General features: G+C 68.8%; 13 protein-coding genes and 1 riboswitch. Of the genes, 3 read left to right on the top strand and 10 right to left on the bottom strand.

Features of this window, described 5'->3' with window-relative positions; translation table 11 throughout:
* Positions 1-92: 92 nt before the first annotated feature.
* Positions 93-209: riboswitch (SAM riboswitch) on the bottom strand.
* Between the two features lie 78 nt (positions 210-287).
* The 5 genes from trpD to HTV45_RS08660 all read right to left on the bottom strand — a co-directional run bounded on the left by trpD (position 288) and on the right by HTV45_RS08660 (position 5,701).
* Positions 288-1,352 carry an anthranilate phosphoribosyltransferase gene (gene trpD / locus HTV45_RS08680; protein ID WP_215205065.1) on the bottom strand — a complete coding sequence of 355 codons (1,065 nt, stop codon included), beginning with the start codon at positions 1,350-1,352 and terminating at the stop codon, positions 288-290.
* A 156-nt stretch (positions 1,353-1,508) separates the two neighbouring features.
* Positions 1,509-3,146, bottom strand: a complete 1,638-nt coding sequence (locus tag HTV45_RS08675; RefSeq protein ID WP_215205064.1) for a ubiquinol-cytochrome c reductase cytochrome b subunit — start codon at positions 3,144-3,146, stop codon at positions 1,509-1,511.
* A complete protein-coding gene (locus HTV45_RS08670; RefSeq protein WP_215205063.1) occupies positions 3,143-4,201 on the bottom strand; it encodes a ubiquinol-cytochrome c reductase iron-sulfur subunit in 1,059 nt (352 codons plus the stop codon). The genes HTV45_RS08675 and HTV45_RS08670 overlap by 4 nt, the downstream gene beginning before the upstream one ends.
* Entirely contained in the window at positions 4,198-5,010 is an 813-nt protein-coding gene (locus HTV45_RS08665; protein WP_215205062.1) for a c-type cytochrome, read from the bottom strand. Before HTV45_RS08665 ends, HTV45_RS08670 begins: the two co-directional genes overlap by 4 nt.
* A gap of 79 nt (positions 5,011-5,089) precedes the next feature.
* Positions 5,090-5,701, bottom strand: coding sequence for a heme-copper oxidase subunit III (locus HTV45_RS08660; protein ID WP_215205061.1), 612 nt, complete (start codon positions 5,699-5,701; stop codon positions 5,090-5,092).
* Between the two features lie 248 nt (positions 5,702-5,949).
* Between HTV45_RS08660 and HTV45_RS08655 the strand changes: the two genes are divergently transcribed.
* On the top strand, positions 5,950-6,351 hold the full coding sequence (locus HTV45_RS08655; protein ID WP_215205060.1) for a hypothetical protein: 402 nt from the start codon (positions 5,950-5,952) through the stop codon (positions 6,349-6,351).
* A gap of 83 nt (positions 6,352-6,434) precedes the next feature.
* Here the strand turns inward: HTV45_RS08655 and HTV45_RS08650 are convergent, their stop codons facing one another.
* From HTV45_RS08650 to coxB, 4 genes are all read right to left on the bottom strand, one after another.
* Entirely contained in the window at positions 6,435-7,715 is a 1,281-nt protein-coding gene (locus HTV45_RS08650) for an Ig-like domain-containing protein (RefSeq protein WP_215205059.1), read from the bottom strand.
* A 128-nt stretch (positions 7,716-7,843) separates the two neighbouring features.
* Positions 7,844-8,242, bottom strand: a complete 399-nt coding sequence (locus HTV45_RS08645; RefSeq protein WP_215205058.1) for a cytochrome c oxidase subunit 4 — start codon at positions 8,240-8,242, stop codon at positions 7,844-7,846.
* Complete coding sequence (gene ctaD / locus HTV45_RS08640) at positions 8,239-9,975, bottom strand: cytochrome c oxidase subunit I (RefSeq protein WP_215205057.1); 1,737 nt, start codon at positions 9,973-9,975, stop codon at positions 8,239-8,241. Before ctaD ends, HTV45_RS08645 begins: the two co-directional genes overlap by 4 nt.
* Positions 9,972-10,892 (bottom strand): cytochrome c oxidase subunit II, encoded by a 921-nt coding sequence (coxB, locus tag HTV45_RS08635; RefSeq protein ID WP_215205099.1) that lies wholly within the window; start codon positions 10,890-10,892, stop codon positions 9,972-9,974. The genes ctaD and coxB overlap by 4 nt, the downstream gene beginning before the upstream one ends.
* 367 nt (positions 10,893-11,259) lie before the next feature.
* Here coxB and HTV45_RS08630 point away from each other — a divergent pair, with 367 nt between their 5' ends.
* A complete protein-coding gene (locus tag HTV45_RS08630) occupies positions 11,260-12,651 on the top strand; it encodes a cysteine desulfurase/sulfurtransferase TusA family protein (protein ID WP_215205056.1) in 1,392 nt (463 codons plus the stop codon).
* Between the two features lie 267 nt (positions 12,652-12,918).
* Here the strand turns inward: HTV45_RS08630 and HTV45_RS08625 are convergent, their stop codons facing one another.
* Positions 12,919-13,893: a carbohydrate kinase family protein gene (locus tag HTV45_RS08625; RefSeq protein ID WP_215205055.1), complete on the bottom strand. Its 975-nt coding sequence runs from the start codon at positions 13,891-13,893 to the stop codon at positions 12,919-12,921.
* A gap of 129 nt (positions 13,894-14,022) precedes the next feature.
* Here HTV45_RS08625 and HTV45_RS08620 point away from each other — a divergent pair, with 129 nt between their 5' ends.
* Positions 14,023-14,232, top strand: a complete 210-nt coding sequence (locus tag HTV45_RS08620; protein ID WP_215205054.1) for a hypothetical protein — start codon at positions 14,023-14,025, stop codon at positions 14,230-14,232.
* Positions 14,233-14,335: the final 103 nt, after the last annotated feature.

Raw genomic sequence — 14,335 nt, 5'->3', positions numbered from 1 at the left:
GGGCTCGGCGGCCCTATCGCATTCGCTTGCTCACGGGAGGCTCCTCGACGACCAGGACCCCTGCCCTCACCGGTGAGGCAAAAGCGTCGAGGGGTCCGCGCTTGCCGTGGACCTCGCTGCCCACAGCCTGGTCTTCACCCGGGGCACCCCGCCACGGACGGAGGGTTGCCGGACAGCCGGCCGGGGCCTGATGGCTGTCACTCATGACCTGGAGAGGAACGTACTGAAGTGATCGGCGTCCCGCAACCCGTGTCCGGATCGCGGGACGTCGCACCGCCGGACCGGCGTCACGCGTTGCTGACGGCCACCCAGCGCTCCAGGCGCCGCTTGGCGGCCCCCGAGTCGATCGCCTCGGCCGCCTTCTCCATCCCGGCGCGGATCTGCTCCGTCAGGGTGCCGGTGCCGGGCTCCAGGGCCACCAGCGCCGCCGCCGAGTTCAGCAGCACGGCGTCCCGGACCGGGCCCGGTTCGCCGTCCAGCAGCCGGCGGGCGACCTCCGCGTTGTAGGAGGCGTCGGCGCCGCGCAGGGCCTCCACGGGGACGAGGTCGACGCCGACGTCACGCGGATCGAAGGTCTCCTCGCCGACCTTGCCGTCGCGGACCACCCACACCTTGGAGGTGGCGGTGGTGGTCAGCTCGTCCAGGCCGTCGTCGCCGCGGAACACCAGCGAGGAGTGTCCGCGCCCGGCGAAGACCCCGGCCATGATGGGGGCCATCCGGGGGTCGGCGACCCCGACCGCCTGGGCCTTGACCTGCGCCGGGTTGGCCAGCGGGCCGAGGAAGTTGAACACCGTGCGGATGCCCAGCTGACCGCGTGCGGCGGCGACATGACGCAGCGCCGGGTGGAACTTCACCGCGAAGCAGAAGGTGATCCCTGCCTCCTCGGCGACCTCGGCGACCCGTCGCGGCGTCAGCTCCAGATTGACGCCGAGCTTCTCCAGGACGTCGGAGGCGCCGGACGCGGAGGAGGCGGCCCGGTTTCCGTGCTTGACGACCTTCGCGCCGGTGCCGGCCACGACGATCGAGGACATCGTGGAGATGTTCACCGTCCTGGCGCCGTCACCGCCGGTGCCGACGATGTCGACCGTGGCGCCCGGCACCTCGATCACATGGGCGTGGGCGTAGAGGGCGCGTACGCAGCCGGTGATCTCCTCGACGGTCTCGCCCTTGGCGCGCAGCGAGACGGCGAACCCGGCGATCTGCGCGTCGGTCGCCTCGCCGCGCATGATCAGGTCCATCGCCCAGGCGGTGTCGTCGGCCGACAGGTCCCGCCCGTCCAGCAGTCCGTTCAGCAGGGCGGGCCAGGAGCGGCCCGCCGCGGTGTCGCCTCCAGCGGGGGTCACAGCGCTCATGGCAGCTCCTGATGGTCGTAGAAGAGGTACCGGGAACCGTGAGCGGTCCCGGGCTCCACCCTATCCAGCTCCGGGGACGCCGAAGGGCCCCCGTCCGCAGAACGGACGGGGGCCCTTCGCCGTCGTGTGGCGACTGGTATCGAGGTGCTGAGGGGATCAGTGGTGGCCGTGGCCGCTCGAGATCTCCTTGTACTCCTCGACGGTCGGCTTCGGAATCTGGGATTCCCCGCCGTAGTAGCCCTTGCTGAGCTTGGCACGCAGTCTGTCGGTCATCTTCACCTTGCGCCGGACGCCGTTCTCGTCGACCTCCGGGCCGAGCTCGAGCGGCTTGTACTGCTCGTGCGCGGTGAGGGTGTGCAGCTGCTCCTGGCTGAGCGGCTCGTGCACCTCGATGAACTCGCCGTGCGGCAGGCGCTTGATGATGCCCGACTCGCGGCCGTGCAGCACCTTCTCCTTGTCCCGGCGCTGGAGGCCGAGGCAGATCCGCTTGGTGACGATGAACGCCACGACCGGCCCCGCGAAGAACGCGACCCGTACGAACCAGGTGATGGCGTTGATCGACAGGTGGAAGTGGGTGGCCCACAGGTCGTTGCCGCCACCGACGAGGAGCACGAAGTACAGCGTGATCCAGGCGACACCGAAGGCCGTGCGTGTCGGGGCGTTGCGCGGGCGGTCCAGGATGTGGTGCTCGCGCTTGTCACCGGTGACCCAGGACTCGATGAACGGGTACACCGCGATCGACACCAGGACCAGCGGGAAGATCATCAGCGGGACGAACACACCCAGGGCGAGCGTGTGGCCCCAGAAGTTGATCTCCCAGCCCGGCATCACACGGATCAGGCCCTCGGAGAAGCCCATGTACCAGTCGGGCTGGGCGTTCGTGGAGACCATGTCCGGCCGGTAGGGGCCGATGTTCCAGATCGGGTTGACCGTGGCGATCGCCGAGACGATCGCGAGCACACCGAAGACCAGGAAGAAGAAGCCTCCGGCCTTGGCCATGTACACCGGCATCAGCGGCATGCCCACGACGTTCTTGTTGGTCTTGCCGGGGCCCGCGAACTGCGTGTGCTTGTGGTAGAAGACCAGGATCAGGTGCGCCACCACGAGCCCGAGCATGATGCCCGGCAACAGCAGGACGTGGACCGAGAAGAACCGGGCGATGAAGTCGTCGCCGGGGAACTCGCCGCCGAAGATGAAGAACGCCAGGTACGTGCCGACGATCGGCACGGACAGGACCGCGCCCTCCATGAAGCGGATGCCGGTGCCGGAGAGCAGGTCGTCCGGGAGCGAGTAGCCGGTGAATCCGGTGAACATGCCCAGGACGAACAGCAGGAAGCCGAACAGCCAGTTGATCTCACGCGGCTTGCGGAACGCGCCGGTGAAGAACACACGCATCATGTGCACGAACATGCCGGCCAGGAAGACCAGCGCGGCCCAGTGGTGGATCTGCCGGATCAGCAGACCGCCACGGACGTCGAAGCTGATGTCCAGCGTCGACTTGTACGCCTCACTCATCAGCTGGCCCTGCATGGGCACGTACGAGCCGTGGTACTCCACCTCGTTCATCGACGGGTGGAAGAACAGCGTCAGGTACACACCCGTGAGGATGATGATGATGAAGCTGTAGAGGCAGATCTCACCCAGCATGAACGACCAGTGGTCGGGGAAGATCTTCCGCATGTTGGCCTTGGCCAGGGAGTAGATCCCCAGCCGGCCGTCGGCCCAGTCGGCGACCTTTTCACCGGCCGGCGCCTTCCCGCGCGAGCGGGACTCGGGCGTGGTTGCAGTACTCATCCGCGCTCCCAGAAGGAAGGACCGACGGGCTCGTCGAAGTCGCCGAGCGCTTCGAGGTAGCCCTCGTCGTTCACACCGATGCGCAGCTGCGGCAGGGCGTGACCGGCGGGACCGAAGATCACCTTGGCACCGTCGGAGAGGTCGAAGGTGGACTGGTGACAGGGGCACAGCGCGTGATGCGTCTGCTGCTCGTACAGCGAGATCGGGCAACCGACGTGGGTGCAGATCTTCGAGTAGGCGAGGATCCCCTCGTGCGACCACTCAAGCGACTGCTTGTCCTTGATGTTCTCCGGCTGGATGCGGACGAGCATCAGGGCGGCCTTGGCGATCTCGGTCATGTAGCCGTGCTCGTGCGGGTCGAGATCCTCGGGCTGGGCGAAGGCCAGCGAGCCCACGATGATGTCGGACGGCCGCATCGGCTCGTTCGTGTTCATGTTGACCAGCAGCTTGCCCCTGGACCACGCGGTCTCGCGCAGCTTGGTCCCGGGCAGCGGCCCGAGGTCGCGCAGCAGCACCACGCCGGAGAGCGGGAACAGGGCCAGCGCGCCGAACATCGTGTTGCGGATCAGCTTGCGGCGCCCGAGCACCGACTCCTTGGCACCCTGGCGGAAGTCGTCCATGACCTTCGCCTTGACCTCGGGGGAGGCCTCGACCGGGTGCCGCTCGTCGGCGATCTCGTGGTCCGACATCAGCGTGCGGGCCCAGTGGACCGCGCCGGCGCCGATGGCGAACAGGGCGATACCGAGGGTCATACCGAGCGCGAAGTTCAGCGCGCTGATGTGACCGAGCGTGAAGATGTAGACGGACTTGTCGACCGGGATCGTCACGTAGGAGGCGATGAAGCCGACGGTGGCCAGCATCGACAGCGTGAACAGCAGGGCGACCGTGCGCTCGGAGCGCTTGGCGGCCCGCTCGTCGAGGTCCTGGATCCGGGGCTCGTGGGGGGGCAGGCCCGGGTCGGCGAACGGGTTCTTCTCGTCCGCGAGCTTCACCTGGCCGGGGGCGGTGTCCTGCGCCGTGGGCAGGTTCTCTTCTGGAATGTCTTGGCTACTCATGACTTCTTGGCCTTTGCGGTCCGAGCGGCGACCCAGACGGCGACCACGATCAGCGCGCCGAGTCCGAAGACCCATGCGAACAGGCCCTCGGAGACCGGGCCGAGTCCGCCGAGCGCGAGTCCACCGGGGCTCTTGGAGTCATCGCTGTTGACCTCGTGCAGGTACGCGATGATGTCCTTCTTGTTCTGCTCCGACAGCGTGCTGTCGGGGAAGGAGGGCATGTTCTGCGGGCCGGTGAGCATGGCCTGGTAGATGTGCTTCGGCGCGACGTCCTCGAGGTTCGGGGCGTACTTGCCGTTCGTGAGCGCACCGCCCTTGCCGGTGAAGTTGTGGCACTGGGCGCAGTTGTTGCGGAACAGTTCACCGCCCTTGGCGATGTCGGCACCCTCGGGGCCGTACTGCTCCGCGGTGGGGACGGCCGGGCCGGCGCCCAGGGAGGCGATGTACGCCGCGAGCTGGTCGATCTCGGCCTGCGAGTAGACGGCCGGCTTGTCGGGGAGCTGCGCGCCCTGCGAGGTGGCGGCCGGCATGCGGCCGGTGCTCACCTGGAAGTCGACCGCGGCAGCGCCCACGCCCACCAGGCTCGGACCGTCGGAGGAGCCCTGACCGCCGGTGCCGTGGCAGCTGGCGCAGCCGACCGCGTAGAGCTTCTTGCCCTCCTCGATGGTGAGGGACTGGGCGGTTTCGTCGGCCTGCGCCTTGTCCGCGGGTGCGAACACGGCGTAGAGCCCCCCGGTGCATGCCAGCGCGAGGAGTAGGACGACGAGCGCCGCCAGCGGGTGGCGTCGTCGTGCGGAGAGCTTTTTCACGGATTACCCCGGTGTCAGGATCTTCTGCGTCGATGCTTCTGGTTGGTGCGCTGCTTGGAGCGCGCGGCTGCGCCCTCTGCTACTTGATCATGTAGATCGTGGCAAAGAGGCCGATCCAGACGACATCGACGAAGTGCCAGTAATAGGACACGACGATGGCCGCGGTCGCCTGGTCGTGAGTGAACCTCCGTGCCGCGTAGGTCCGGCCCAGGACCAGCAGGAAGGCGATCAGACCGCCTGTCACGTGCAGGCCGTGGAACCCGGTGGTCAGGTAGAACGCCGAGCCGTACGCGTCGGAGGAGAGGGACAGGCCCTCGTGCTTGACCAGTTCGGTGTATTCGAGGATCTGCCCGCCCATGAAGATCGAGCCCATGATGAACGTGACGACGAACCACATCCGGAGCTTCTTCACATCACCGCGCTCGGCCGCGAACACGCCGAGCTGGCAGGTGAGGGAGGAGAGCACCAGGATCGTGGTGTTCGTCGCCGCGAACGGGAAGTTCAGGGCGTCGGCCTTCTCCGACCAGAAGTCGGGTCCGGTCACCGATCGCAGGGTGAAGTACATCGCGAAGAGGGCCGCGAAGAACATCAGCTCGGAACTCAGCCAGATGATGGTTCCGACGCTGGTGAGGTTCGGTCGGTTGACCGACGGGTGCGCGTGCCCGGTGTCTACTGTCGTTGCTGTCGCCACGCCGACATTATGTCGGTCGCTTATCCCGCCCTCACTCCCGGGGGTGCCGTTCGGTGTGTTCCCCCCTCCTGGACTGCCCGGATGGCCCACCCGGAGGGGCCTCGAAGCCCCGCCGAAGCCGCGTCGAAGCCGCGTCGAAGGCCTGTCCGAACCAGTACTGACCGGTGGCCCGAGGGGGTAGCATCCGCGCCATCGGTACCCGAAGTTCCCGACAGAGCCGTGCCCTCTCTCTTACGCGTGGAGGAACAATGCAGGCGACCGCCACGGTGCTGGTCTACAGCGACGACGCCAACACCCGGGAGCAGGTGCGCCTCGCCACCGGGCGCCGGCCGGCTCCGGACGTGCCCGTAGTGGAGTTCGTGGAGTGTGCGACCCAGGCCGCCGTGCTCACCGAGCTGGACCGGGGCGGCATCGACGTGTGCGTGTTCGACGGCGAGGCCGTGCCGATGGGAGGCATGGGGCTGTGCCGTCAGATCAAGGACGAGGTGTTCGACTGCCCGCCGGTGCTGCTGCTGATCGGACGGCCACAGGATGCCTGGCTGGCGACGTGGAGCCGGGCGGAGGCCGCGGTGACCCTGCCGGTGGAGCCGGTGGAGTTCGCGTCGGCGCTGGCCTCGCTGCTGCGGCAGAAGCGGCTGCAGAGCGCGTAGGGGGTCGGACCGGTCCGTGGTTCGGCGGCCTCGCGCCCGGTGGGGGGGGCGGTGGCGTAGTTCCCCGCGCCCCTTGGGGGGCGCTACACGGCCGTGGGACGCAGGCGCGGGGCGTCCTGGGTGTTCGGGGACCTGTTGACGGTCAGGGCGCTGCCGGCGCGCCATTTGGTCCAGTCGAGGTTCCAGTCGCCGTAGCCGTTGCCGAAGGGTTCCATCGTGTCCCCGGCCGAGTTGACGACCTCCACGAGGTCGCCCTGGCGGACGGTGTCGAAGAACCACTTGGCGTTGTCGGTGCTCATGCCCACACAGCCGTGGCTGACGTTGGCGTAGCCCTGGGAGCCGACGGACCACGGGGCGGCGTGCACGTATTCGCCGCTCCAGGTCACCCGGGTGGCGTAGCGGACATCGAGGTCGTACGACTCCGAGGAGCCCTCGGCGATGCCCACGGTGGTGCTGCGCATGCGTACGAAGGGTTCCTTGGCGAGGACCACCTTGACGCCGTTGCGGGTCTCGAAGCCGGGCTTGCCGGTGGTGACGGGGATCTGCTTGATCTCCTCGCCATTCCGGTAGACCGTCAGCCGGTGTTCGGCGGCGTCGGTGAGCGCTGTCACCCGGTCGCCCGTGCGGATGGTCAGCGGCTCGGAGGTGCCGCCCCGGAGGCGGTCGCCGACCCTGACGCCCTCCAGGGTGCTGCGCACCCGGACGGTGGCGTTGGCGGGCCAGTACTCCTTGGGGCGGTAGTGCAGCTTCTTGTCGTCGACCCAGTGCCAGGTGCCGCTCACGGCGGGCGTGGAGTCGACCTTGAGGGCGCGTTCCACGACGGCCCGCTGGGCCCGGTCCCTGACCGGTGCGTTCAGCTCGGCGGTGACGGGCTGGCCGACGCCGTACGTGCCCGCCTCGGGGCCGAAGGTGACGGCCAGGCGCTTGGTGGCCGCCGCCTTGCCGGTGGTGAAGGTGAGTACCTTGCGGCCGGGGGCCCCGTCCTCGTCCTCGGTGCTCACCCGGACCGTGTACTGGGCATGGGCGGCCAGCGGGGAGGTGCTGTGCCAGCGGCTGCCGTCGGCGGCCAGTTCGCCCGCCACGTAGCGCCCTGAGACGTCAACGGCGGTGACGTCCGTGATGCGTCCGCCGGAGTCCCCGGCGACGACTTCCAGGGGCTTGTCGGGATCGGCCGGTCCGCCGGAGGTGACGGACCCGCTGAAGGAGATCTGGTCCGCGGCGTCGTAGGGCTCGGCGGACAGCGGGCTGCCGTCGGAGGAGCAGCCGGCGACGCCCGCGCCGAGGGCGATCACCAGCAGCGCGCAGCCGGCGACGCGGCTCCGGCGGCCCGTGCCCGCGTCACGAAGGGACTCTGCGTGTCTCATGACCTCACGCTAGGAAGCCGGGCCCGCGTTGGCGCACTGGACGACCCGAACGAGTGAGGCGGGCGACACAGGCGGGGGCCCGGACACTCCTGACGGAGTGTCCGGGCCCCGAAGTGCCGTGGCGCGTGCTACTGGGTGCGGTTCTCACCGCGGTAGTACTCGAAGACCCAGCCCCACAGACCGATGAGGAGCAGCGGCGCGGAGAAGTACATCAGCCACCAGCCGACCGCGATGCCCAGGAAGGCGAAGGCGCCACCCACGGCGAGGGCCAGCGGCTGCCAGCTGTGCGGGCTGAAGAACCCGACCTCGCCGGAGTCGTCCGCGACGTCCGCTTCCTTGTCGTCCTGCGCGCCCACGTCGACCCGCCGGGCGGTGAAGCCCAGGTAGAAGCCGATCATGATGCTCAGGCCGAACGCCAGGAAAAGGGCGGTGGTGCCGACCGGCTCCTTCGACCAGACGCCGTAGACACCGGCGACGATCAGGAAGAAGAGACTCAGCCACATGAACAGGTTGCCCTGGATCTTCACTTGCCGGCCTCCTTGCCACCAGCGAGGGCCTTCTCCCCGTGACCGGCGTTCTCGAGCTGGTCGAGAGCGGCGATCTCCGGGTGGTGCAGGTCGAACGCCGGGGATTCACTGCGGATCTTCGGCAGGGTGAGGAAGTTGTGCCGCGGAGGCGGGCACGAGGTCGCCCACTCCAGAGAGCGGCCGTAGCCCCAGGGGTCGTCGACGCCGACCGGCTTGCCGTACCTGGCCGTCTTCCAGATGTTGTAGAAGAACGGCAGGATCGACAGACCGAGCAGGAACGAGGCGATCGTGGAAACCGTGTTCAGCGCGGTGAAGCCGTCCGCGGCGAGGTAGTCCGGGTACCGGCGGGGCATGCCCTCGACACCCAGCCAGTGCTGGACGAGGAAGGTGCCGTGGAAGCCGATGAACAGCGTCCAGAAGGTGATCTTGCCGAGGCGCTCGTCGAGGATCTTGCCGGTGAACTTCGGCCACCAGAAGTGGAAGCCGGCGAACATCGCGAAGACGACGGTGCCGAAGACCACGTAGTGGAAGTGCGCCACCACGAAGTAGCTGTCGGACACGTGGAAGTCCAGCGGCGGCGACGCGAGGATCACACCGGTCAGACCGCCGAAGAGGAAGGTGACCAGGAAGCCGATGGACCAGAGCATCGGTGTCTCGAAGCTCAGGGACCCCTTCCACATCGTGCCCAGCCAGTTGAAGAACTTCACACCGGTCGGCACCGCGATCAGGAAGGTCATGAAGGAGAAGAACGGCAGGAGCACACCGCCCGTGACGTACATGTGGTGCGCCCACACCGTGATCGACAGACCGGCGATCGCGATCGTGGCGGCGATCAGTCCCATGTAGCCGAAGATCGGCTTGCGGGAGAAGACCGGGATGATCTCGGAGACGATGCCGAAGAACGGCAGCGCGATGATGTACACCTCCGGATGGCCGAAGAACCAGAACAGGTGTTGCCAGAGCAACGCCCCGCCGTTGGCCGAGTCGAAGATGTGTGCCCCGAACTTGCGGTCCGCCTCCAGGGCGAACAGCGCGGCGGCCAGCACCGGGAAGGCCAGCAGGACCAGCACACCGGTCAGCAGCACGTTCCAGGTGAAGATCGGCATGCGGAACATCGTCATGCCGGGCGCGCGCATGCAGATGATCGTGGTGATGAAGTTGACCGAGCCGAGGATCGTGCCGAAGCCGGAGAAGGCCAGACCCATGATCCACATGTCGGCACCGACACCGGGCGAACGGATCGCGTCCGACAGCGGGGAGTAGGCGAACCAGCCGAAGCTGGCCGCGCCGTCCGGGGTGAGGAAACCGGCCACCGCGATCAGCGAGCCGAACAGGTACAGCCAGTAGGCGAACATGTTCAGCCGCGGGAACGCCACGTCGGGCGCGCCGATCTGCAGCGGCATGATCCAGTTCGCGAAACCGGCGAACAGGGGCGTCGCGAACATCAGCAGCATGATCGTGCCGTGCATCGTGAACGCCTGGTTGAACTGCTCGTTCGACACGATCTGCAGACCGGGCCGGGCCAGCTCGGCACGCATCACCAGCGCCATGACGCCGCCGATGACGAAGAAGGCGAACGACGTCACCAGGTACAGCGTGCCGATCGTCTTGTGGTCCGTGGTCGTCAGCCACTTGACGACCACGCTGCCACGGTTCTGGCGCCGCACCGGCAGCTCGTCCTCGTAGTGGGACCCCGCTGCTTCGGCACCCTGAGGTTGATTGAGGATGCTCACAGGATGTTCGACTCCCGGTTCTTCTCAGGGCCCGTCTGTCCGATGCCGGCGGGCACGTAACCGGACTGGCCCTTCTTCACGAGGTCCTTCAGGTGCTGCTCGTAACGCTCCGGGGAGACGACCTTCACGTTGAACAGCATCCGGGAGTGGTCCACACCGCAGAGTTCGGCGCACTTGCCGAGGAAGGTGCCCTCACGGCTGGGGGTCACCTCGAAGGCGTTGGTGTGGCCCGGAATGACGTCCTGCTTCATCAGGAACGGCACCACCCAGAAGGAGTGGATGACATCACGCGAGGTCAGCACGAAGCGGACCCGCTTGCCCTCGGGCAGCCACAGGGTGGGGCCCGGGTTGTTGGTCTGCGGGTTCCTGGTTCCGGGGACACCGCAGTCGTGGACACCGCCGGCGTCGGCCGGGAAGGCTTCCCTGTAGCGGTCCGGAATCGCGTCCAGTTCCCTGGACTTCTTGGCGTCGCCCGTGGAACCGTCCACGTTCTCGACGTAGTTGAAGCACCAGCTCCACTGGAAGCCGACCACATTGACCGTGACGTCGGGATTCTTCTCGAGCTTCAGCAGCTCCGACTCGTCACGCGCGGTGAAGAAGAAGAACACCGAAACGATGACGAGCGGAACGACCGTGTACAGCGCCTCGATGGGCATGTTGTACCGGGTCTGCGGAGGGACCTCCACCTTGGTGCGACTGCGCCGGTGGAAGAATGCACTCCACAGGATCAAGCCCCACACCAGCGCACCGATAGCGAGCGCGGCAGCCCAGGATCCCTGCCACAGGGAGAGGATCCGCGGAGCCTCTTCCGATGTAGGGGTGGGCATACCGAGGCGGGGGAAGTCCTCCCATGTGCAGCCGGTGGCGGTCGCCAGGACCAGCCCCGCGGTCAGTGCCTGCAGCAGCTTCCGCCGCATGGGGCGCCGCGGCTTGGGGGTACCGCCCACGCCCTTCAGGCCGTGGGGGAGGTCGGAGCCGTTGGGACTCACGTAGCGCCTTCCCGAGAGTCTCGCCCGCGCTGTACGGCTGCGGCCTGGCCTTCTCCCGGGTCGGTCGCCGCCCTGCGTCGGGCAGGGGTTTGGATGTTTATGCGGACCAAACCCTAGCCGACGCGTTTCGGGGCTTCGCGAGGAGGGGTGCCATACGCGCCGCGGGTTACGCCGAGCGCCTCATCGGTCGGGGTACGGGTTGTTCCGCGGCCGCGGCGGCTCCGTGGCCTGCTGTGCCCCGCGGCGCAGCCGCACACCGATACGGACCCGCGCCCGGAACGCTTAGCGTGGGGGTGTGCCCTACTTCGACGCCGCTTCCGCCGCTCCCCTTCATCCCGTTGCACGGCAGGCCCTGACGGCCTCTCTCGACGAGGGGTGGGCGGATCCCGCCCGGCTCTACCGGGAGGGACGGCGGGCCCGGATGCTGCTGGACGCCGCGCGGGAGGCCGCCGCGGAGGCGGTGGGGTGCAGGACGGACGAGCTGGTGTTCACCCCGTCCGGCACCTCGGCGGTGCACTCGGGGATCGCGGGCGCGCTGGCCGGCCGGCGGCGCGCCGGGCATCACCTGATCGCGTCCGCGGTCGAACACTCTTCTGTACTCCACGCGGCGGAAGTTCACCGGGCCGGTGGAGGGTCGGTGACCGAGGTCGCGGTGGGGCGCACGGGAGCGGTGAGCCCGTCCGGGTACGCCGGGGCCCTGCGGCCGGACACCGCGCTCGCGTGTCTGCAGTCGGCCAACCACGAGGTGGGGACGGTGCAGCCGGTGGCCGAGGTGGCCGAGGTGTGCCGGGCGGCGGGTGTGCCGCTGCTGGTGGACGCCGCCCAGTCGCTGGGCTGGGGGCCGGTGGAGGGTGACTGGTCGCTGCTCGCGGCGAGCGCCCACAAGTGGGGCGGGCCTGCCGGGGTGGGGCTGCTCGTCGTACGCAAGGGTGTGCGGTTCGCGCCCCAGGGGCCGCGGGACGAACGGGAGTCGGGGCGGTCGGCCGGGTTCGAGAACCTCCCGGCGATCGTGGCCGCGGCGGCGTCCCTGCGGGCGGTGAGGGCGGAGGCGGCCGAGGAGGCGGTACGGCTGCGGGAGCTGACGGAGCGGATCCGGGCGCGGGTGCCGGAGCTGGTGCCGGACGTGGAGGTGGTCGGCGACCCGGAGCGGCGGCTGCCGGGGATCGTCACCTTCTCCTGTCTCTATGTCGACGGGGAGACACTGCTGCACGAGCTGGACCGTGCCGAGTTCTCCGTCTCCTCCGGCTCGTCCTGTACGAGCAGCACGCTGACGCCGAGCCATGTGCTCAAGGCGATGGGAGTGCTGAGCGAGGGCAACCTCCGCGTCTCGCTGCCGCCGGGGACACGGGAGGAGGACGTCGAGCGCTTCCTCACCGTGCTGCCGGAGCTGGTGGCGGGGGTGCGGGAGAAACTGGGCGCGCCGGCGTCCACGGGGGAGGCCGTGGGCCGGCGGGACGAGGACGCCGTCCTGGTCGTTAACGCGCTGGGCCGGCGGTGCCCGATCCCGGTGATCGAGCTGGCCAAGGTGATCGGGGACGTCCCGGTGGGCGGCACGGTCCGCGTCCTCGCCGACGACGAGGCGGCCCGCCTGGACATCCCCGCCTGGTGCGACATGCGCGGCCAGCAGTACCTGGGCGAAGAACCCGCCCCCGAAGGCACCACCTACACAATCCGCCGCCTCAACTGACCCCCACCCCCCAGGGCACGGAGACCGCCTCACCCCCAGGGGCGCGGGGAACCGCACACCCCCAGGGCAACACGGCCCACCCCCCAAGGCACGGAGACCACCCCACCCCCCAGGGGCGCGGGGAACCGCACACCCCCACGGCAACACGGCCCACCCCCCAGGGCACGGAGACCACCCCACCCCCCAGGGGCGCGGGGAACTGCGCACCTACGGGGCCGGGGCTGCCCACCCCGCACGCACACAACCCCCGCCCTCGCCCGGCAGGGCTCAGCCCAGGTGCACCCGGACCTCTTCCGCCGCCTCGTCCCCGTACGCCTTCATGAACCGCTCCATGAAGTGCCCCCGCCGCAGCTGGTACTCCTGCGTACCCACCGTCTCGATGACCAGCGTGGCGAGCATGCAGCCCACCTGAGCCGCCCGCTCCAGCGGTACACCCCACGCGAGCCCCGACAGGAACCCCGCCCGGAACGCGTCGCCGACACCCGTCGGGTCGGCTTTGCGCTCCTCGTCCGGGCAGCCGACCTCGATCGTCTCCTCGCCGGCCCGCTCGATGCGGACGCCGCGTGCGCCGAGGGTGGTGACGCGGTGCCCGACCCGCTCGAGGATCTCCGCGTCGCTCCAGCCGGTCTTCGTCTCGATGAGCCCCTTCTCGTACTCGTTGGAGAAGAGGTAGGTCGCCCCTTCCAGCAGTATCCGGATCTCCTCGCCGTTCATCCGGGCGATCTGCTGGGAGAAGTCGGCGGCGAACGGGATGTTCCGGGAGCGGCACTCCTCGGTGTGCCGCAGCATCCCCTCCGGGTCGTCGGCGCCGATGGAGACGAGGTCGAGGCCGCCCACGCGATCGGCGACGGTCTTCAGCTCGATCAGGCGGGCCTCGCTCATCGCGCCCGTGTAGAAGGAGCCGATCTGGTTGTGGTCGGCGTCCGTGGTGCACACGAAGCGGGCGGTGTGCAGGGTGTCGGAGATCCGGACGGACTCGGTGTCGACGCCGTGCCGGTCCAGCCAGGCCCGGTACTCGTCGAAGTCGAACCCGGCCGCTCCGACGAGGATCGGACGGGTGCCGAGCTGGCCCATCCCGAAGGCGATGTTCGCGGCCACACCGCCCCTGCGCACGTCGAGGTTGTCGACCAGGAAGGAGAGGGAGACCGTGTGCAGCTGGTCCGCGACGAACTGGTCGGCGAAGCGGCCGGGGAAGGTCATGAGGTGGTCGGTGGCGATGGAGCCGGTGACTGCGATGCGCACGGCGTGGATTCTCCTGGGGGAGGTGGATTGACACTTCACGCTACCGGGTGGGAACGGCCCGGAGAAGCAGCCAAAACTACCCGATAGTAGCTCTTTCTTCGCGACCTTCGCTGTGCATACGGTGCGGACATGACGAACATCAAGACCCACGGCTCCACCCCGGTCGACCTCGAGGGCGACCTGGCGTCGCTGCGCGGCGACTGCGCCCGGATGGTTCCCCACTGGTCGGTGCCGGACCGGGCGGCCGCCCGGCCGGTGTCCCCGTCCCTGATCCACGGCGTGAGCGTGCCGCCGGCCTCCGCCCGGCTGCTGGACGCGATGTCGGAGTACGGCGACTGATCCGACACAGGGGAACCGCGCGCTCCCCCGCTGCGTCCCATCGCTGTCCCCCGTACAGGGGATGCGGGATACGACCCCTCAGCAGTCCCGGTGCGACCGGGCA

Source organism: Streptomyces sp. CHD11 (genome assembly GCF_018638295.1).
Taxonomy (GTDB): domain Bacteria; phylum Actinomycetota; class Actinomycetes; order Streptomycetales; family Streptomycetaceae; genus Streptomyces.
This window is presented reverse-complemented; position numbering and strand designations above follow the sequence as displayed.

Coding starts and splice junctions, on each gene's coding strand:
- HTV45_RS08655 (WP_215205060.1), top strand. CDS start 5,950: ATGCAGGCGACCGCCACGGTGCTGGTCTACAGCGACGACGCCAACACC.
- HTV45_RS08670 (WP_215205063.1), bottom strand. CDS start 4,201: ATGAGTAGCCAAGACATTCCAGAAGAGAACCTGCCCACGGCGCAGGAC.
- coxB (WP_215205099.1), bottom strand. CDS start 10,892: ATGCGGCGGAAGCTGCTGCAGGCACTGACCGCGGGGCTGGTCCTGGCG.
- HTV45_RS08675 (WP_215205064.1), bottom strand. CDS start 3,146: ATGAGTACTGCAACCACGCCCGAGTCCCGCTCGCGCGGGAAGGCGCCG.
- trpD (WP_215205065.1), bottom strand. CDS start 1,352: ATGAGCGCTGTGACCCCCGCTGGAGGCGACACCGCGGCGGGCCGCTCC.
- HTV45_RS08620 (WP_215205054.1), top strand. CDS start 14,023: ATGACGAACATCAAGACCCACGGCTCCACCCCGGTCGACCTCGAGGGC.
- HTV45_RS08650 (WP_215205059.1), bottom strand. CDS start 7,715: ATGAGACACGCAGAGTCCCTTCGTGACGCGGGCACGGGCCGCCGGAGC.